General features: G+C 38.5%; 21 protein-coding genes. 15 read left to right on the forward strand and 6 right to left on the reverse strand.

All coding sequences use genetic code 11. The features are described from left to right. Positions 1-35 precede the first annotated feature (35 nt). Both EP1X_RS01530 and EP1X_RS01535 read right to left on the reverse strand, forming a co-directional pair. Positions 36-1,304 carry a cation:proton antiporter gene (locus EP1X_RS01530; protein ID WP_055281031.1) on the reverse strand — a complete coding sequence of 423 codons (1,269 nt, stop codon included), beginning with the start codon at positions 1,302-1,304 and terminating at the stop codon, positions 36-38. Further along, positions 1,268-1,792 carry a CBS domain-containing protein gene (locus tag EP1X_RS01535; RefSeq protein WP_055281033.1) on the reverse strand — a complete coding sequence of 175 codons (525 nt, stop codon included), beginning with the start codon at positions 1,790-1,792 and terminating at the stop codon, positions 1,268-1,270. Before EP1X_RS01535 ends, EP1X_RS01530 begins: the two co-directional genes overlap by 37 nt. A gap of 114 nt (positions 1,793-1,906) precedes the next feature. On the opposite strand from EP1X_RS01535, the gene EP1X_RS01540 reads away from it, so the two are divergent. The 4 genes from EP1X_RS01540 (at position 1,907) to EP1X_RS01555 (ending at position 4,031) form a co-directional block, all read left to right on the forward strand. After that, entirely contained in the window at positions 1,907-2,437 is a 531-nt protein-coding gene (locus EP1X_RS01540) for a glutaredoxin (RefSeq protein ID WP_055281035.1), read from the forward strand. After that, positions 2,427-3,152, forward strand: coding sequence for an electron transporter (locus EP1X_RS01545; protein ID WP_055281036.1), 726 nt, complete (start codon positions 2,427-2,429; stop codon positions 3,150-3,152). The genes EP1X_RS01540 and EP1X_RS01545 overlap by 11 nt, the downstream gene beginning before the upstream one ends. Positions 3,153-3,195: 43 nt before the next feature. After that, positions 3,196-3,669 carry a hypothetical protein gene (locus EP1X_RS01550; protein WP_055281038.1) on the forward strand — a complete coding sequence of 158 codons (474 nt, stop codon included), beginning with the start codon at positions 3,196-3,198 and terminating at the stop codon, positions 3,667-3,669. 116 nt (positions 3,670-3,785) lie between these two features. After that, entirely contained in the window at positions 3,786-4,031 is a 246-nt protein-coding gene (locus tag EP1X_RS01555) for a lipid-A-disaccharide synthase N-terminal domain-containing protein (protein ID WP_055281040.1), read from the forward strand. 33 nt (positions 4,032-4,064) lie between these two features. Here EP1X_RS01555 and EP1X_RS01560 read toward each other — a convergent pair whose 3' ends face one another. Further along, positions 4,065-4,601, reverse strand: a complete 537-nt coding sequence (locus EP1X_RS01560; RefSeq protein WP_055281041.1) for a YbhB/YbcL family Raf kinase inhibitor-like protein — start codon at positions 4,599-4,601, stop codon at positions 4,065-4,067. A 160-nt stretch (positions 4,602-4,761) separates the two neighbouring features. On the opposite strand from EP1X_RS01560, the gene EP1X_RS01565 reads away from it, so the two are divergent. From EP1X_RS01565 to EP1X_RS01575, 3 genes are read left to right on the forward strand one after another with little or no spacing between them, the layout of a single operon-like run. Next, positions 4,762-5,223 carry a DUF2284 domain-containing protein gene (locus tag EP1X_RS01565; RefSeq protein WP_055281043.1) on the forward strand — a complete coding sequence of 154 codons (462 nt, stop codon included), beginning with the start codon at positions 4,762-4,764 and terminating at the stop codon, positions 5,221-5,223. A 10-nt stretch (positions 5,224-5,233) separates the two neighbouring features. Further along, positions 5,234-5,713, forward strand: coding sequence for a hypothetical protein (locus EP1X_RS01570; RefSeq protein WP_055281045.1), 480 nt, complete (start codon positions 5,234-5,236; stop codon positions 5,711-5,713). Further along, positions 5,698-6,696 (forward strand): PIN domain-containing protein, encoded by a 999-nt coding sequence (locus EP1X_RS01575; RefSeq protein WP_055281047.1) that lies wholly within the window; start codon positions 5,698-5,700, stop codon positions 6,694-6,696. Before EP1X_RS01570 ends, EP1X_RS01575 begins: the two co-directional genes overlap by 16 nt. Here EP1X_RS01575 and EP1X_RS01580 read toward each other — a convergent pair whose 3' ends face one another. Then, positions 6,697-7,293 (reverse strand): DNA-binding protein, encoded by a 597-nt coding sequence (locus EP1X_RS01580; RefSeq protein ID WP_371180371.1) that lies wholly within the window; start codon positions 7,291-7,293, stop codon positions 6,697-6,699. Positions 7,294-8,033: 740 nt separating this feature from the next. Here EP1X_RS01580 and EP1X_RS01585 point away from each other — a divergent pair. From EP1X_RS01585 to nucS, 3 genes are all read left to right on the forward strand, one after another. Continuing rightward, the gene (locus EP1X_RS01585) at positions 8,034-9,035 is read left to right on the forward strand and encodes a TrkA family potassium uptake protein (RefSeq protein ID WP_055281383.1); all 1,002 of its coding nucleotides are present in this window, start codon (positions 8,034-8,036) and stop codon (positions 9,033-9,035) included. Positions 9,036-9,206: 171 nt separating this feature from the next. Continuing rightward, entirely contained in the window at positions 9,207-10,274 is a 1,068-nt protein-coding gene (radA, locus tag EP1X_RS01590; protein ID WP_055281051.1) for a DNA repair and recombination protein RadA, read from the forward strand. Between the two features lie 44 nt (positions 10,275-10,318). Beyond that, positions 10,319-11,071: an endonuclease NucS gene (gene nucS / locus EP1X_RS01595; protein ID WP_082391440.1), complete on the forward strand. Its 753-nt coding sequence runs from the start codon at positions 10,319-10,321 to the stop codon at positions 11,069-11,071. Here the strand turns inward: nucS and EP1X_RS01600 are convergent. Both EP1X_RS01600 and EP1X_RS01605 read right to left on the reverse strand, forming a co-directional pair. Then, positions 11,068-11,448 carry a DUF473 domain-containing protein gene (locus EP1X_RS01600; protein WP_055281052.1) on the reverse strand — a complete coding sequence of 127 codons (381 nt, stop codon included), beginning with the start codon at positions 11,446-11,448 and terminating at the stop codon, positions 11,068-11,070. The two genes, nucS and EP1X_RS01600, sit on opposite strands and share 4 nt — an antisense overlap. Positions 11,449-11,457: 9 nt before the next feature. Further along, on the reverse strand, positions 11,458-12,180 hold the full coding sequence (locus EP1X_RS01605; protein ID WP_055281055.1) for a proteasome assembly chaperone family protein: 723 nt from the start codon (positions 12,178-12,180) through the stop codon (positions 11,458-11,460). Positions 12,181-12,340: 160 nt separating this feature from the next. On the opposite strand from EP1X_RS01605, the gene EP1X_RS01610 reads away from it, so the two are divergent. The 5 genes from EP1X_RS01610 (at position 12,341) to EP1X_RS01630 (ending at position 17,379) form a co-directional block, all read left to right on the forward strand. Continuing rightward, entirely contained in the window at positions 12,341-14,161 is a 1,821-nt protein-coding gene (locus EP1X_RS01610; protein WP_055281057.1) for an S-layer protein, read from the forward strand. Positions 14,162-14,242: 81 nt separating this feature from the next. Beyond that, complete coding sequence (locus tag EP1X_RS01615; RefSeq protein WP_055281059.1) at positions 14,243-15,016, forward strand: S-methyl-5'-thioadenosine phosphorylase; 774 nt, start codon at positions 14,243-14,245, stop codon at positions 15,014-15,016. 59 nt (positions 15,017-15,075) lie between these two features. Beyond that, complete coding sequence (locus tag EP1X_RS01620; RefSeq protein WP_055281061.1) at positions 15,076-16,350, forward strand: amidohydrolase family protein; 1,275 nt, start codon at positions 15,076-15,078, stop codon at positions 16,348-16,350. Between the two features lie 40 nt (positions 16,351-16,390). Beyond that, positions 16,391-16,960 carry a [protein ADP-ribosylglutamate] hydrolase gene (locus tag EP1X_RS01625; RefSeq protein WP_055281062.1) on the forward strand — a complete coding sequence of 190 codons (570 nt, stop codon included), beginning with the start codon at positions 16,391-16,393 and terminating at the stop codon, positions 16,958-16,960. A gap of 26 nt (positions 16,961-16,986) precedes the next feature. Continuing rightward, complete coding sequence (locus tag EP1X_RS01630) at positions 16,987-17,379, forward strand: hypothetical protein (protein ID WP_055281064.1); 393 nt, start codon at positions 16,987-16,989, stop codon at positions 17,377-17,379. Positions 17,380-17,513: the final 134 nt, after the last annotated feature.

Consider the following 17,513-nt stretch of genomic DNA (forward strand, 5'->3'; position numbering starts at 1 on the left):
CGGGTGGGAAGCCCCACCCTTTCAAGTGGGGTAGTTCACCGGTTTTTTCGTGGTCTCTTCAAGGAATGTATCCGCCTTTTTGTTTCTTTGACAGCCTCAACCCTCTTTTGGGCCTTCCCTTGTTTCATGGCTTCAACTTCCTCCTTAAAAGCCCACTTAAGGAGTGGAGGTGTTATCAAGACAGATATTGTAATGAAAATCAAAGTGGCCGCTATAAACTTTGGAGCATCGCTTTCTGGAATTGCTCCACCATGAATAGCCACCATAAGATCGACCAAAGCCACTTCAGTCCTTGGAATTGAGCCTATTCCCATTTGAAGGGCCTTCTTAGTGCTCCAACCCATTACAACTGCCCCAACACCCCTACCAAGCACTTTTCCAACCACTGCTATGATGGTCAAAACTCCAGCTAAAGATATAGCATCAAAACTTGTAAAAACCCTCAAATCAAGCATTGCTCCAGTGTAAACAAAGAAAACAGGGACCAAAAAACCATAACCAATAGCTCTCACATCTTCCATTATCCTCTTACCCTCAGGAAGTCTTGAAAGGACAAGGCCTGCCATGAAAGCCCCCTCAATAGCAGCATCAAACCAATGTTCAGCCAAAGCAGAAAACAGGAACATCAAAGCAAGCACCATTCCAAGAATACCCTTTTCCACATGAAGCCATTCCACAAAGCGGAGATATTTATCTATGCTGTACCAGGCCACTAAACCTGTGATTATAAAAAACACCGCCATTTTACTAATTAAGCCCAAAATGCTCCCAGTACCAACCGCAAATATGATAAGTGCTATACCCAAGAAATCATCCATAACACTTGCACTTAAAGAAGCAGCCCCCACTTCACTTCTTAAAACCCCAAGATCCATCATAACCCTAACGGTAATTCCTATGCTTGTGGCAGTTAAAAGAACTCCACCAGCAAAGGCCTCTCTAGAGGGATATCCCATAAGTTTAAGTCCGAAATAACCAAGAACCAAGGGTACAAAAACTCCCAAGAGGGTAGAAACCGTTGCAACTGCACCAGTCTTTTTAAGCATTTCAACATCAGTATCAAGACCACCTAGGAAAAGAAGGAATATTATTCCAAGCCTAGCTAAAAACTCAAAAGTCTCATTTGAGTGTAGAGTTAAATATTGTGGGCTAATGAGCCCAAAATAAATCAGGTTTCCGAGAATCATACCCATAAGTATTTCTCCCAAAACACCAGGGAGTTCAAAACGCTCCATTATATGATCGCCTAATTTGCTAAAAACCAAGGCTACTCCCAGGGTGAAGAGGAGCCATGTCGCGTCCATTGGACACCACCCACTTTAATCAGCCTTAAAAATTCGTCAATGAGCAACCTTAGGCTTATCTCGCCTTTTAAAGTATTATTTTCATCAACAATTGCTAAGATCTGAACTTTATAGCGCCTCATTTTTGTTAAAGCATCCAGCACTGTAGAGTCTTCGTCTATTGTCATTATATTTCGTTCCATGACATCAGCAGCCTTTTCTGCCCCACCCAAAATCGACTTAAAGACTGCACTTATATTCCCAAGTCTTGCTTTAGTGGTCTCTGGTGGTAACAGAATACACATAACGTCCAGATACCTTATTACACCTTCAAGTTTCATGCTTTCCCTATCATTCACAACCCAAACGTGATGTCTTGTTCTAAGCAGCTTAAGCACGTTAACGATGGGTGAATCCAAAGTAACAATTGGCATTGAGATTATTGGTGGCATGATATCACTCAGCTTCATGGAATAAAAAGTCTGAAGGGCCTTTTCTACGCCAGTCATGCTCTCACCACCACAAACATAATTTAAAAGTTCTTAAAAAGATACGTGCCAAAAAATCTACATTCCTAAACATTTATAACCCATAAAGCATACCCTTGCATAAGGTGGTACTTAATGAAAAAAATTGTTGTAGGGATTCTTGCACTTCTCATAATTGCTGTTGTTGCAAGCGGGTGCATTGGTGGAGAAAACACCTCCCAGAGCACCACAGAACCCACAACCTCAACAGATTCTAACACATTCACCCTTGATAAATCAAAGTTCCACTTTTACATGTATGGGCTGGCCACATGCCCCCATTGTAAAAAGATGAAAGAAGAACTCCCAAAATTCTTCGGAGAAAACTCCTTAACTTACTATGAAATACAAGGGAATGAATACAATGGCAAAATGTTTGAGCAACTCTATCAAATACTTGGCGTGACCGGAGTCCCCGTAATAGGAATATTCTATGATGGAAAGCTCTATGCAATAGTTAATGGTGAGTTCCCAGTAGATTATGCCGATGACTTCGTGGAAGAAGCAAAAAAAGCAAAGGGAGTTCTCTTTATAACTGACAAGGTTTATTTGATCCCAGAAAACAACACCGAAATCATTAATAAGCTTGAATACGTTTTCACCAATGGTGAGCCGAGTGAGATCTGAAATCAAAGTTTTGCTTTTAATTATCTTCTCTTCCCTCGGATTAACGGCAGGAATCCTAACCTTTCTTGGCCTGAAAGACTTAATTTATCCACTTTTAGGACTCGCGGGGGCAGATTCAATAAATCCATGTACATTTGTCATTTACACAATGTTGCTCATAGCATTGTCCCTAAAGGAGAACATCACTAAAAGAAGAATTTATGCTGTTGGAATGGCCTTCGTAAGTGCAATTTACATCTCTTACTATCTACTCGGAGTCGGCCTAGTAATATTAACCAAAACAATTCCAGTATGGGTTGCTGGGGCAATATCAATAATCTTTGGAGCTTATACATTTGCCACAGGCTATCTAGAGAAGAGCAGAATTGTTGGAAAAAAAGAAGCAAGACGAAATATATTCAGGAAAGAAGCAACAATTTTTGGGGCCTTTTCATTAGGAGTTATAATATCATTCACGCTTTTACCCTGCTCCTCTGGTACGTATTTGGCCTATGCCATCTTAATCTCCAAAGTTGGAAGAACGTTAACGTTGATACTTCTGGCCCTATACAACATCATCTTTATTCTGCCTTTGCTGATAATCCTCTTCACTGTAGGGAGTATAACAGAGAGTAAATCAATTTCTCAAAGAATTGTGCAGAGATCAAGAGAACTTTCGATGATAGCAGGAGTTATTTTGATAGCCCTAGGAATATACGTGATCATTGGAATGTAGGAAAGCTTAAATCTTTCAAATGCAAAACTTATGTGGTGTTCATATGCAAGAGTGGTATCAATCACGGGCCCTTTATGAAACTGTTTCAAAACTCATAACTCGTGGGGATTTCGCTAATGCCTTCGAAATAGCCCAATCAATCCCAGATAAGGGGATAAGAGCAAAGTCACTTTCCATGGTAACGATTGAGATGGCTAAACAAAGGATGGATTATAAAGAAGCCCTTGAGAAAACGATAGAAGCCATAATGGAGATAGAAAATTACGAAAACGTGACAAAGGCCCTTATGAGTCTTGCTTTTGAGTTCTTAGCACTCAAAAGGTTTGATGAAGCCTTAAGAATAGCCGAATTTATAAAAGATGTCTCTAATAGATCAAAAATCCAAGCAGAAGTTGGATTGGCCCTAGCAAGAGAGGGAAAAATACATGAGGCATTTAAGATAATTAACGATATTCTCGATGATGACGTGAAAACATGGGCAACTTCAAAACTCGCTTCAGAACTAAAGAGAGGTTAACATTTTTCTGATTATTTTTACTTTTCTTTCCATTAAAATATAACCAAAATAGTTCACAAGACTTTTTAATACCAGACTCAAGCTTTGAGAGGCAAAAAGCGGAGAGAGGTGATAAAATGAAAGAAGCAGTGGGACTAATAGGAATGCTTCTTCTTGTGAGCTCTTGGATTCCTCAAACACTAGAGACTATAAAAAATAAAAAATGCCCACTAAATTTGGAGTTCATTATGGTATATGTTACCGCTTCTACATTATTAACCATCTACTCATATCTAATTGGGGACATTGTGTTTTTAACGTTGAATTCACTTGCAGCGTTTCAAAGTGGAATTAACCTATATATTAAACTCCGCTATAAGTGACTTTTTCTTTTTCAAGTCTCCCAAAGGATGAAGTCAGCTTCTTTCATAAAGTCCAACAAGTTCTCCAAACTGAATGACATGGCCCTGAATGGCCTTCTCTAACTCCTTCTTTGTAGCACCAGGCTTTAAGTCAAGAGTTGTATCAAGTACATAAATCTTGAAGTGGTAGTGATGTACCCCGTGACCCCTTGGAGGGCATGGGCCATTGTACCCAATTCTTCCAAAATCATTCTTGCCTTGGAAAGCTTTTATCGGAGATTCGACTACCCTTTCCTTTGGAACACCTTCTGGAATTTCCTCGACAGGAGGAATATTCCAAGCAACCCAGTGAGTGAAAGTCCCTATAGGAGCATCTGGATCATCCACTATTATCGCGATGCTTACTGCCTTATCACTAAGCCCTTCAAGATGTAGTGGGGGGCTTACATCTATTCCCTCACAGGTGTACTTAGAAGGAATCAACTCATTTTCTCCAAAGACCGAACTAACTTTTAAGTTCACTTTCTCACCTCCCCCAAGACAACCAGCTGCAAAGACAAAAATGGCAATTAAACACCCCAAAGTTTTCATGATTCAATATTTTATTTAGGAACGTAAAAATATTTCGGAATTAACTTTTGCTTAGTACACATTAATGGTGAAGATTTGGATGTATAGATATGATTGGAAAAGTGAAAGCCATAGGCGGCAGAAGGATTAAATTTTTAACGTCATCCTTCAACATTTTTTCATGAAAATCGTTTGGGAAAAAGAAATCCCCACAAGTAGCATTAAAATTTCCCCAAGGCCAGTGTGGAAGTGCAGAAGCTGCCCAAGTTATGGGAAAAGTCCTTCTTGTCCCCCATATGTTCCTTCATGGAAAGAAACAAAGGAATTACTAAAACATTATCATACAGCTCTTTTAATAAAATTCACAATTGACCCCGAGAAATTCGAAGAAGAAAAACGAGAAATTTTGAGGTATCTTCTCAATAAGGAGCAAGAGTTATTTAAAAACGGAAATTTCTATGCAATAGCCTTCTTTCCCGGAGATTGCAACCTATGCGAAGAATGTGAATTTGAAAAAAGTGGAAAATGCAAAATGCCAGAGAAAGTGAGGCCCTCAATCGATGCAATCGGAATAGAACTCTCAACTATCGTGAATCTAGACTTTTCCGAAAGTGTTTTGTATGGTCTCATACTTATAGAGTAAAGTGAGGAGAATGAAAGCATACATAACAATGCTCGGAAGATCCACATGGGCCATGGTGAACGCTTACTATGCCACAGTTATGAATGGATACAAACCCGACGAAATTTACATTTTTCTAGAAAACGCCTACAAACAAAATCTCCCAAAGGCTGTGGAGGCCTTAAAAATAATCTCCGAAGCTTATGATTTTTCCCCAAAAATTGAGTGGGAAATCATTGAAGAAGACAACTTTCTTGAAGCTGACGAGAAGATTGGAACCCTTTTAGAAACATTGAAAGAGAAAGAATATGAGATAGCAATGGACATAACCTCCGGAAGAAAAGCTCTTGTTGCAGGAGCTGCTATCCATGCACTTCCACTGGAAGTAGAGCACCTTTACTACCTCTCTCTCAGAGATCTTGAATATGCTAGCAGGCCATATATGATGATCCCCCTACACGTGCAAAGACTAAAAGACTTCATGGAGGGCCGAAGATGGAAGAAATTATAGAAAAAGCCGAACTACAAATCCTGATCAACTTAATCCAGAGAAACAATAAGATCCAAGTGAAGGCACCACTATATGAACTTCCACTTCTCGAGGCCTATCCATACAAACAAGGTTACAAGATAAACGTTCTTGCACATGAAAATGACTTTTATCATATTTTAAAAGGAAATGAAAGGTACTTTTATGACCTCCCAACTTACAAGGATTTCTACGAATGCTTCATCTCCAGTGGGGTGATAACATATGAAAACATGGATGAATTTGATGAAAAATTAAGAGCTTATAAAAGCTTAACGAAGAAAATTATCTTCGCTCCCGATACAAACCTCCTATATCATGCATTCCTTTCTAAGTTCAGAGGTGTAGAAGGGGTTCAAATAGCAATAGTAGATCTTGTGAAAAAGGAAATAGAAAATGCAATGAATTTTAAATACACCCCTGCCCAATTGAGAGAGTTTAGGAGAATTTTACACAACTCCCATCTCCTGCATGAATTTAGCAATAGGAGGATGAAGAAATCACGAAAAGCCACTTATATAGCTCTAAGAGAATACGAAAAGATCAAAGATAAGATAATCGAGGTCAAGAGTATTAACGAAAAGACAAACACTAATGATGAATTAATAATCAAAACCTTAAAGGAATTCGATAGAAATACGCCTTCCCTGGTTGTCCTCTTAACTGCAGATATAGCAATGACAGACATGGCAAGGATGGAGGGGCTTGAATATTTCCTCTTCCAGTATCCACATGAAGAACTTAATGAACACTACGCAAGTGGATACCAGTTGAGAACGCTTTTGTTTAACTTAGCAGCAGTTTTTGGAGTAATTGAGATAAACAACGTGTTAGTATTTGGCGAATTTGGAGGAAAAACAAAACTTAATGAGTTAAAGTTAAGATTTATGAAAGACATATATCAAGAGTTTCATTTCCACTGGAACCTGTGCAGAAAATTAGAAGAGTTGAAAATTGAGAGATAATCAAAAATAACCAACTTCCTCCTTTGGTTTTCTTTCTTCAATTATCCTCTTTAAGAACTCTTCAGCATCCTTAGCATCCATTCCAACTTTAACGACCAAGAATTTCAAAATTTCATCTTTTTTCATGCCTTTTTCTAGACGATCCATAACCATCAAGGCAATTCTCTCAAATACTGCACGAGCAAATTCCTCTTCCAAACCCAAAGCCAATATTAGTTGATTCAAACCTATGAGGAGAGCCGTTAGGGCGTCATTAAACTCTGCTTTTCCAAGAGTTTTCCTGTCAAGATCCACCCTCAACATTATTTCTTCATTCATTCCACTTATAGTGAACTTAAGAAGATTTAATTTTTCATTGAGAATCAATAATGTGTGATAAACTTTTAACCGCTCGGGCAGGTCCAATGCCACAGTTTCTACTCCACTGGGAACTATCAAGTGAACAAACTCTTCAGTTATCACCACGTTCAATACAAAAGGAATCTTTGGATATTCAGCGATGAACACCCCCTCAGTCTTTTTCATTACATTCCATGGGAGATCCACAATATCTTTCGCACCATCATGTCCCTCTTTCAACCACTCGATAACTTCCACTTGAACCACCATATGAAAGTGAACACTTGAAGTATTTAAGTCCATGCTTCCAATGGAAATCCACTCCCAAACTCAAGAGAAACCATGAGGAAATTTTACAAATAGAAACGAGCAGACGTGTCCAATTGAGGATTTCTCTTGGAAGAAAAATGCACATTTATGTTCATCAAAACATGATCATTAGAGTACATTTATATCCATATTGTTAAACAAAATTATTTATATTTTGTTACTCAAGTAAACAGAAGACCTACCCCCCAGAGTTTCATTTCCACTGGAACCTGTGCGGAAACACCATCCACTTTAATTAAAATGGTGTAAACACTCCCATTATTTTTATTCCTTGGGGTATATATATTTATCTATGAACATTGTTCAGAAAATTTAATAAATATTAGTAAAACCATGTGAGAAATTAAAAACAACAATTAAAGTAAGTGAACAAATTCATATTTACGAACAAAAAGAAGCTTTATAAACAGTCTTTGTTTTTGATTCTCGTACAAAATCCGTCCATTACTCTAAACTGGGCTCCAGTGGAAATATAACTCTGGGGGGTGGATGTGATATTTGATTAACCGTTAATATGGATATCGAAAAAGACCTTTATTTCCACTGGAACATATGGACACCAATGTATTTTATTGATTTGTAATGGCCTACTTAATGCAACAATTTGGAGTGGAATTTCCAGTGGAGGTGTTAATCTTTTTAATGTTCTAGCAAATATATTAAATGTCATGATACCGGTTCCACTTGTTAGAAGGCTCATAAAACTAAGGTTTAAACTTAAGAGAAGCAAAATATTTGTGCTAGCTCTTGCTGTTATTCTACTTGCAATTATCTTAGCTCTTCTATACATGTATGCTGAAAATGTAGGGTTTTTTACGGCCCTTTACTGGGCCGTGATTACAATGGCCACTATTGGTTATGGCGACGTGACGCCAAACACGCTTTTAGGGAGGATAATCGCAATATTTGCATCTATTGCAGGAATAGCTACTTTTACAGCTTTTGTTTCGATTTTAGCCGAATACTTTTTATCAGGATCTATACGGAGGATGATGGGTATGCATAAAGTGAAATTTAAGGGTCATTACATTATTATGGGTAGGGGAGAGAGTGTTGAGAGTGCGCTTTTAGAACTTATGGATGCTATATCAAACAAACAGGCTGAGAACAGGCCTGTTATTGTGGTGTTGCCAGACGAAAATGAACGAAAGAGGTTAAGTCTTCCAGAGGAAACAGAGGTCATAATTGGGGAGTTCACAAATAGAGAGACTTTAGAACGGGTGAATGTTAAAGATGCTAGTCACGTTCTCTTAGCCCTGGGTGATGATTCAGAGTCGGTTTTTGTAACCTTGATGATAAAACAAATCTCAAAAGCTAAAGTTTTTGTTGAAGTTCTCAAGCATGAAAGTGTTCACTTACTGAAGCAAGCTGGAGCGGATAGGGTAATAACAAGCAGGACTCTAACTGGAAGATTACTGGCCAGTTCTATATTTGAACCAGAAGTTGTGGATGTTATAGATGATATAACAACAGCTCTTGGGGATTATGACATCACTTCTATAAAAGTACAAGAAATGGAGGGGAAGACATTTAGAGAAGCTTTTGAAGCTCTTTATTCAAAGGGATTTTTCCTTTTGGGGTATGCAAAGGATAGAATTTATCTTATACCACCGTTGGATGAAAAGATACCTCCAGGGGCTAAGTTATTAGTCATCCGGTCTACAAAGTAGTCCTCATTTCCACTAGAGACTAGGCGTCTAATGCTTTGGTTTCCCAATTATTCTTTTACTAATATTTAGTTTTGTAATTTCGGGCCCTTTGAACTTTTTCTGAGGCATGAGAAAAATATATAAGCACTTTAAATTCACTACTATTTAGGATTACGCTTATGGGTGATATGCATGGCGAGAAAGAAAAAGGTTGAGAATGAAATTAAGGAACTCGAAGAGTTTGAAGAACTTGATGAACTTGAAGAATTGTCCATTGGGAAACCTTCTCAAAAATCTAATAAGAAACAAATAAAAACTCTTGAAGATCTTCCTGGAGTTGGGCCTGCCACTGCTGAAAAGCTTAGAGAAGCGGGATATGATAGTTTGGAAGCAATAGCAGTAGCTTCACCACTAGAGCTGAAGGAACTTGCAGGCATTAGTGAAGGTGCAGCTTTAAAAATAATTCAAGCTGCAAGGGACGCAGCCAACATTGGAACATTCATGCGTGCTGATGAATATTTCCAAAAAAGGGCAATTGTTGGAAAGATAACAACCGGAAGCAAGTCTTTAGATAAGCTTTTGGGTGGAGGAATTGAAACACAGGCCGTTTCCGAGGTATTTGGTGAATTTGGAAGTGGAAAGACCCAATTGGCTCATACTCTTGCTGTTATTGTTCAAAAACCTCCTGAAGAAGGCGGTTTGAATGGAAGTGTTATTTGGATTGATACGGAGAACACATTTAGGCCTGAGAGAATAAGACAGATTGCTGAGAATAGAGGGATGGATCCAGATGAAGTTCTAAAGAATATTTATGTTGCTAGAGCATTCAATTCCAACCACCAAATGCTTCTTGTAGAGAAGGCGGAAGAGATAATAAAAGAAAGATTGCCTTCTGATAAACCTGTTAAGCTTCTTGTCGTTGACTCTTTAACAGGCCACTTCAGGTCAGAATATGTGGGAAGAGGAACTCTTGCTGAAAGGCAGCAAAAACTTGCCAAACATTTGGCTGATCTCCATCGCTTGGCTAATCTCTATGATATTGCAGTATTTGTTACAAACCAGGTGCAAGCAAGGCCCGATGCTTTCTTTGGAGACCCAACTAGGCCAATAGGTGGACATATTTTGGCCCACTCGGCCACTATTAGGGTATACTTAAGAAAAGGAAAAGCCGGAAAGAGGGTTGCTAGACTAATAGATTCCCCACATTTGCCTGAAGGTGAGGCTGCCTTTAGGATAACAGAGAGAGGTATCGAGGATTAACCATTTAACTTTTAAACCCTTCTTTTAATTTTTGTTGATGAGTCATGAAGGTAGAAGCAAAGCTCAATCCCAGTAAAGGAGATATCATTGAACTTTTCAGTAAGGCCCTTTCAACAGAGGCCATTGTAACAATTTTTGCCCATTGTAAGGTCTTTTATGATGGTAGAGCAAAGAGTGAGCTTGGGCCAGGTGATAGGGTCATAATAATAAAACCCGATGGTTCTTTTTTAATCCACCAGAAAGAAAAGAGAGAACCTGTTAATTGGCAACCTCCTGGAAGCTCTGTAAGTTTGGATGTAAAGGAGGATAAGTTAATTCTGAGGAGTGTTAGAAGAAAACCCAAAGAAATCTTGGAAGTTGAACTTATCGATGTTTACCTTTTCTCGTATTTCCAAGCTGAAGATTATGAGGCTCTGGCCCTTGTTGGAAGTGAGGCTGAGATGGCGGACTTGGTCTTTGAGAATCCTGAGTTGATTGAGGATGGTTTTAAGCCTCTTTTTAAGGAAAAATCCATTAGGCATGGTATTGTTGATCTTCTTGGTAAAGATAAGGATGGGAATATTGTTATTTTGGAGTTTAAACGAAGAAGAGCTGATTTACATGCTGTGAGCCAACTCAAGAGATATGTGGAGACAATGAGAGAAGAGTATGAAAAAGTTAGGGGGATTCTTGTGGCACCTTCATTGACTTCTGGTGCTAGAAGACTTTTAGAGAAAGAGGGTTTGGAGTTTAAAAAACTCAAGCCTCCCAAACAGGAAAAATCTAGAAAAGGACGACAAAAAACGCTATTCGATTAACCCATGGCCATTTCGTGCGGAAGCATTTCCCTCACTTTTACTTTCACCATATTTTCCTCTTTTGAAACTTCGATGACTTTTCCCAATCCTTTGAGTCTCAATTGAACCCTGCAAACTGTTTGTTCTCTTTCATCGCTTTCTTCCCACGGGATTCTTTGCTCCATTCTCTCTATTCTAAGGATCTCCGCTATTACACCCTCAGTTCCATGTGTTATGTCTTGAGGAGTTTCATATGTTAAGAAAAGTCTTTCTCCGGGTTTTAAGTTTTGTATGACTATTACATTCCTGGCACTTCTTATCTCTATTGTTCGGTAAGGATTTCTTAAAATTTGATCAAGAGCTTTTCGAGCTATTCCCGCAAGTACAAGAAGCTCCATAATCTCACCTCACAGGTAAACCCTTTCATACTCTTTTTCTGCTCTTCTTCTAGCAGATTCCATTTGTTCATGCATTCTTCTTAACTGTTCTTCAATCATTTGGGCCTCTTTAAGGAGTGGTTCTGTTGAAACACCTATGGGAACAAGTTTCTTTAGAATCTCTATAATGTTTGCTGCGGCCCTTGGATCTGGCCTATCTCCAAAAGTCTCACCTAATAAAGCGTACGCCTTAAGTTTTTCTTTACTGGCTTCCCATAGAAGTTTTCCGCTCATACCCATGATTGAGCCATATTTTAGTATTTTGACACCGAGATTTTCTAAATCTTTATTTTCTTCTTCACTTCCTCCAATTCCCCAAACATCCATGTGTTCTTTGAAGAGTCCAATACCCATTCCACCAAGGGAGATTACTTTTTCAGCATTGTTACGTTTTAAATATGCTGTTATTTCTTTTGCTATTTCGTTTACAAGAGTTGGGGGGATATAAATATCTGCCACAGCCACAATTATGTTGTCCTTCCCGTAAAATCTTAATGGGGGATTTGGTTTTCCTTCGAGAATTATAGAGACAGGAGGTAAGAAAGAACTTTCAACATACCCTATTGGCTCCATTTTAAGCTCTTTTGTAAGAAAATTAGCGGCTATGTGGCCCACTAATCCTATTCCTGGGTATCCTTCAATAAAAATGGGGTTTTCAATGTCTGGCAGAATAAGCTCTACGGGCTTTTCCATGTTATCACCCTTACATCATTTAGTTATGAAAAGTTATTAAAGTTTTTGATGTATTTCACAGCAAACGCATGTTTGAGGAATACTTTGAAAACTTGGTTAAGAGCTATTATAATACAAAAACCCTTATAGGGTTTAAATACTAATTCTATAGGGTGATTATATGAAAAATTCAACTGCATTGGTTTTCATATTATTGATATTTTTCAGTCTCTTTTTAGTTTCTCCTGTTAGTGCTGGATCACTTCACATTGGAACTTTGACTATAGATGGCACAGAATATAAAATAGAAGACTCCACGCTTCTTCAAGAGGGTAACATAATAGTCCAGAATGGTGGAAAACTAATAATTAAAAATGCCACTCTCGAGCTCCTTCAAGATTACCACGCCCATTATGGAATTATTATTAAAGATAACTCTCAACTAATAGTAGAGAACTCCATAATTACATCGGACTACCAATTCTACATTAGATTCCACAGTAATTCAAAAGGGAGTTTTGTGGGGTTATCATTCACAAAGAAAGCTCCCATTATTTCATTATCTAGTGGTCGCCCAATTCTTGAAATCGTTGATTCAAGCTTTGATGCATTGGAAGTGACCTCTTACTTGTCTGGGGCCCAAGTAACTATTAAAAACTCAGAATTTGCTCTTTATTCTTGGTTAAGTGGAGAGGTAAATGTTACGAATCTCTATGAGGGATTTAAGCTTGGAAGTGCATCAATAGTCTCGGAGAAATACATGGTAAACATTCACAATTCTACAATCTCTGGAGCATGGATGTGGACCCAAAAAGATGCTGAGGTCATTATCAAAGATTCATATGTAGGTACTATTGAGATAAGGGACTTTCCCAGCATTTATCTCGTGAATTCTACTGTTGGGACATTTACTCCACGTTTAGAAGGTATTGAAGTTAGCATTAGTTTAAACCCTGGATTTTATGAAAACTACACCCTTAACCTAACTCGTGAAGGGGCTTGGTTCTTAAGACTTGAAAATTCAAGGATCCTTGAATGGGATGTGAACATACTTTCCAACACCAAGGTTACACTCCAGGGGTCTAAACTTGCCCATATTGCTCTTACAGCACAGGATAAGAATTCTACAGTATTTATAAAAGACTCAGAAATATCTTGGCTTGAAATAAAAGACTTCAAGGGCTCAATAACATTTGATCACGTCACAATAACTGGGTGGGTTAGTATCTACAAGGAAACTGAAACAACTCAAGAAGTAAAGATTGATGGCAACGTAACGATATTCCCAAATACTCTCAATTTCATGTTTGGACTTAAATGGGATGATTCAATTGTTAAGCGTAGGTATCCAATTATTCTAAAGGAAGGGATGTTCCACAATGCTTACAAGAACTATTCAATTGAGATAAAGGATCCTGAAGGAAATTCGGTTTATTTCTCCTCCATAGCTAATATGAAGCCTCCAACACTAATATTCAACTCGAGCAACTATGATAAGAGCTTTTCCTTGATTTTGTATGGGGAGAATAGTGAACTCACAGCGACTCCCATTTCCCTCCTCACAAGCACTCCCATGTCTCTTAAGGTCGGGGATAAATTAGATGTGTCTAAGATTCGTGCTTCTCCAGTAATTTATGGAGAAGGAAGAGTTGACAAAGAGTATGCATGGACATTCTGGAGGAAAATGTGTTCTGATAAAGTACCAGGGCACTGTACTGAATCTGAAATAGTGGTGTTGATTGGGGGCCCTGTGGCCAATAAGTTAACTAAAGAATACATGGATAGTTTTCCAGTGGAAGTTACAAATGAGTATCCTGGAAAAGGAAAAGGAGTCATTGAAGCAGCAGTGATAGATGGGAAAATTTACATTCTGGTGGCTGGCTCAGATAGGTGGGGGACAAAAGCGGGTGTTGAAATACTTAAAAACCTAGATTATATTCCAGAAAAGCCAATTTTTGTAGATTGGAACGATGGAAATCCTAGAATTATTCCTGGTAGATAGTAAACTCTCTTAGTTTTTCTTTTTTATCTAATTAAGAAAACTTAAATATTGCAATATTCTATACCTCGGATGGTGATGTCAATGCCAAAAATAGGGATAATTGGAGGTTCTGGCGTTTATGGGGTATTTGAGCCAAAAGAGAGTATAAAAGTCCACACTCCATACGGAAGACCATCAGCTCCAGTGGAAATCGGAGAGATTGAAGGTGTTGAGGTGGCTTTTATTCCAAGACACGGTAAAACTCATGAGTTTCCTCCACACGAGGTACCATACAGGGCAAACATTTGGGCTCTTAAAGAACTTGGAGTAGAGCGGATTATAGGAATAACAGCAGTTGGATCTCTTAGAGAGGAATACAGGCCCGGCGATATTGTGATAACTGATCAGTTCATTGATTTTACGAAAAAGAGAGACTATACATTCTACAATGGGCCAAGAGTTGCCCACTTTAGCATGGCTGATCCGTTCTGTCCTGAAATGAGGGAAATATTCTACAATGCTGCAAAAGAGCTTGAGATCCCAGTTCATGAAAGGGGCACTTATGTATGTATTGAAGGCCCAAGGTTCTCCACAAGGGCTGAGTCAATGATGTTTAGACAATTTGCCCACATAATTGGAATGACACTTGTTCCAGAGGTTGTTTTAGCTAGGGAGCTTGGAATGTGTTATGTTAACATAGCAGCAGTTACAGACTATGATGTTTGGGCAGAAAAGCCAGTGGATGCTCAGGAGGTTATAAAAGTTATGCAAGAGAACAACGAGAAGGTTAGAAAGCTTTTAAAAGCAGGTGTTCCGAAGATTTCAGAAGAAAGAAAGTGTGGCTGTGCTGATGTTCTTAAGACTGCTTTTGTTTGAATTTCTCTTTTCCAAAATTTTATTAATTCTATCTTTTATCCCTTTTAAGGGGTGATCTAATGAGCATCTTGATTAAAAATGGACGGATAATTTACGGTGAGAATCTTGATATTATTAACGCTGATATTTACATAGAAGGAAATAGAATAGCTAAGGTTGGTAAAGGCCTTAAACTTTCGGCAGAATATGTCATTGATGCAAACGGGAAGGTGATTTCTCCAGGATTTATCAATGCTCATACACACTCCCCTATGACTATTTTAAGGGGACTTGCCGATGATCTTCCCTTAATGGAGTGGCTTCAGAAATATGTGTGGCCTGTTGAAAAAAAGTTGACCTCAAAACATATCTATTGGGGTGCTCTTCTTGGTATTCTTGAAATGATCAAAGGTGGAACAACGACTTTTGTTGATATGTACTTTCACATGGAAGAAGTAGCAAAAGTTGTTGAAAAGGCTGGGATAAGGGCCTATTTGAGTTATGGTATGGTGGATTTGGGGGATGAAGAAAAGAGAAATGTTGAGATTAAGGAAACTCTCAGGCTTTTAGAGTTCATTAACAAATTAGACTCACCAAGAATAGAGTTTCTCTTTGGACCTCATGCTCCTTATACCTGTTCCCCTGAGCTTTTAAAATGGGTTAGAGAGAAAGCGAATGAAACAGGAAAAATGATAACCATTCATCTGAATGAGACAAAAAGCGAAGTGCAAGATATAAAAGAAAAATATGGGATGACTCCAGTTGAATTCCTTGATGAACTTGGATTTCTTGGGGATGATATCATAGCGGCCCATGGTGTTTGGTTGAGTGATAGAGAGATTGAGATTTTAGCCAAGAAGGGGGTAACGATAGTTCATAACCCTGCAAGCAACATGAAACTTGCTAGTGGTGTTATGCCCATTGAAAAGCTCCTAAAAGCGGGCGTCAACATTGCCCTTGGCACTGATGGAGCAGCAAGTAACAACAGTTTGGACATGGTGGAAGAAATGAAGCTGGCAGCCTTGGTTCATAAGGTACATACACTGAATCCAACTATTGCCGATGCAGAGAGTATTTTTAAAATGGCCACGCAAAATGGTGCAAGAGCTTTGCGTTTAAACGCTGGACTCATAAAAGAAGGGGCTCTTGCGGACATTGTCATACTTGACTTCAACAAGCCACATTTAAGACCAATAACCAATGTAATCTCTCACATGGTGTACTCAGCCAATGGTAACGATGTGGAGACAGTGATAATCGATGGGAAAATCATCATGCTTGATGGGGAAGTCTTAACTGTGGATGAGGAGGAGATTATAAATAAAGTGCAAGAGATAGTGGACAAGCTTCACTAATCTTTTTATTTTGTAAATTCAACTTATTTTTGGTGGGAACATGGTTGAGCTTAGTTTTGGTTCTCTCACATTTAAAGTGGCTCAAGGAGACATAACAAAGTTCCCCGCTGAAGCTATTGTTAACGCTGCTAACAAATATCTTGAACATGGTGGTGGAGTGGCCTATGCAATAGCAAAAGCAGCAATTGGGAATGCGAGAGACTACATAAAAATAAGCAAAGAAGCCATGAGAGAGCAGATTGGAAGGGATTGGATTGAACATGGGGAAGTGGTTGTAACACCGGCCTTAAAAATGGAACAACATGGGATTAAGTACGTCATTCATACAGTTGGTCCTTATTGTGGTGGTACGTGGGATGATGACAAGAAGGAAAAGTTAAAGAAGGCGATTCTTGGGGCTCTGAAAAAGGCCGAAGAGCTTGGAGTTAAAAGCATAGCATTTCCAGCTATAAGTGCTGGGATTTATGGCTGTTCATTAGAAGAGGTTATTAAAACTTTCCTTGAGGTTGTGGAAGAGTTTTCAAAGGAAGCTGAGAGCGTGAGGGAAGTTTATCTTGTGCTTTATTCAAGGACCGATTACGAAAGAGCTTTGAAAGTGATAGGAGATTAGCTCAATGTTAATTTGGGGGATCTTTCATGAATAATGACCTTAAAAATTGGCTTCCTCTTCTGATAGTGTTCAAACTCGCGTTTCGCTTATTGATTTTTCTGGACTTAGAGTTAGCTCCAGTTTTCTTCTTAAATATCCCACTATTTCTCAAAATGTTTGATGGCTTTTTGCTGTTTTATCTTGTTGGAATGCTTGCCGTTGAGGTTTATTTAATTTTAATCCTTAGAAAAGGGGACTTCCCGTTAAATCTGTTGCTCATGTATTTTATTACAGCTGTGTTTTTTGATTTGCCCTACGTCCTTTTTAGAGGGTTAGTTCATGGGAATTTTAACAGTATCTTTTTCCTTGTTCTCCCATGGTATATAAGCACTCTGACTGGTTTAGGAATCACTTTAAGACTAACCATAACTTCCCAATAATGTCCCGATAACTTATAGACATTCATTCAAAAATGAGGGGTATTGTGGAGGAAAACTTATTGTTGCTGGACTTTTTCTCAAAATTCTTCTTATGCTCAAATTCCCAATAATAGAGGCAGAGCTCCTAATGTTCT

This window comes from Thermococcus sp. EP1 (assembly GCF_001317345.1).
In the GTDB taxonomy this organism is placed as follows: domain Archaea; phylum Methanobacteriota_B; class Thermococci; order Thermococcales; family Thermococcaceae; genus Thermococcus_A.

Bases quoted from the DNA above. Each gene is read 5' to 3' on its own strand.
- EP1X_RS01570 (WP_055281045.1), top strand. From the start codon at position 5,234: ATGAAAGCATACATAACAATGCTCGGAAGATCCACATGGGCCATGGTG.
- EP1X_RS01620 (WP_055281061.1), top strand. From the start codon at position 15,076: ATGAGCATCTTGATTAAAAATGGACGGATAATTTACGGTGAGAATCTT.
- EP1X_RS01575 (WP_055281047.1), top strand. From the start codon at position 5,698: ATGGAAGAAATTATAGAAAAAGCCGAACTACAAATCCTGATCAACTTA.
- EP1X_RS01615 (WP_055281059.1), top strand. From the start codon at position 14,243: ATGCCAAAAATAGGGATAATTGGAGGTTCTGGCGTTTATGGGGTATTT.
- radA (WP_055281051.1), top strand. From the start codon at position 9,207: ATGGCGAGAAAGAAAAAGGTTGAGAATGAAATTAAGGAACTCGAAGAG.
- EP1X_RS01625 (WP_055281062.1), top strand. From the start codon at position 16,391: ATGGTTGAGCTTAGTTTTGGTTCTCTCACATTTAAAGTGGCTCAAGGA.
- EP1X_RS01560 (WP_055281041.1), bottom strand. From the start codon at position 4,601: ATGAAAACTTTGGGGTGTTTAATTGCCATTTTTGTCTTTGCAGCTGGT.
- EP1X_RS01605 (WP_055281055.1), bottom strand. From the start codon at position 12,180: ATGGAAAAGCCCGTAGAGCTTATTCTGCCAGACATTGAAAACCCCATT.
- EP1X_RS01610 (WP_055281057.1), top strand. From the start codon at position 12,341: ATGAAAAATTCAACTGCATTGGTTTTCATATTATTGATATTTTTCAGT.
- EP1X_RS01585 (WP_055281383.1), top strand. From the start codon at position 8,034: ATGATACCGGTTCCACTTGTTAGAAGGCTCATAAAACTAAGGTTTAAA.
- EP1X_RS01550 (WP_055281038.1), top strand. From the start codon at position 3,196: ATGCAAGAGTGGTATCAATCACGGGCCCTTTATGAAACTGTTTCAAAA.
- EP1X_RS01630 (WP_055281064.1), top strand. From the start codon at position 16,987: ATGAATAATGACCTTAAAAATTGGCTTCCTCTTCTGATAGTGTTCAAA.
- EP1X_RS01540 (WP_055281035.1), top strand. From the start codon at position 1,907: ATGAAAAAAATTGTTGTAGGGATTCTTGCACTTCTCATAATTGCTGTT.
- EP1X_RS01565 (WP_055281043.1), top strand. From the start codon at position 4,762: ATGAAAATCGTTTGGGAAAAAGAAATCCCCACAAGTAGCATTAAAATT.
- EP1X_RS01530 (WP_055281031.1), bottom strand. From the start codon at position 1,304: ATGGACGCGACATGGCTCCTCTTCACCCTGGGAGTAGCCTTGGTTTTT.
- EP1X_RS01555 (WP_055281040.1), top strand. From the start codon at position 3,786: ATGAAAGAAGCAGTGGGACTAATAGGAATGCTTCTTCTTGTGAGCTCT.
- EP1X_RS01600 (WP_055281052.1), bottom strand. From the start codon at position 11,448: ATGGAGCTTCTTGTACTTGCGGGAATAGCTCGAAAAGCTCTTGATCAA.
- EP1X_RS01535 (WP_055281033.1), bottom strand. From the start codon at position 1,792: ATGACTGGCGTAGAAAAGGCCCTTCAGACTTTTTATTCCATGAAGCTG.
- nucS (WP_082391440.1), top strand. From the start codon at position 10,319: ATGAAGGTAGAAGCAAAGCTCAATCCCAGTAAAGGAGATATCATTGAA.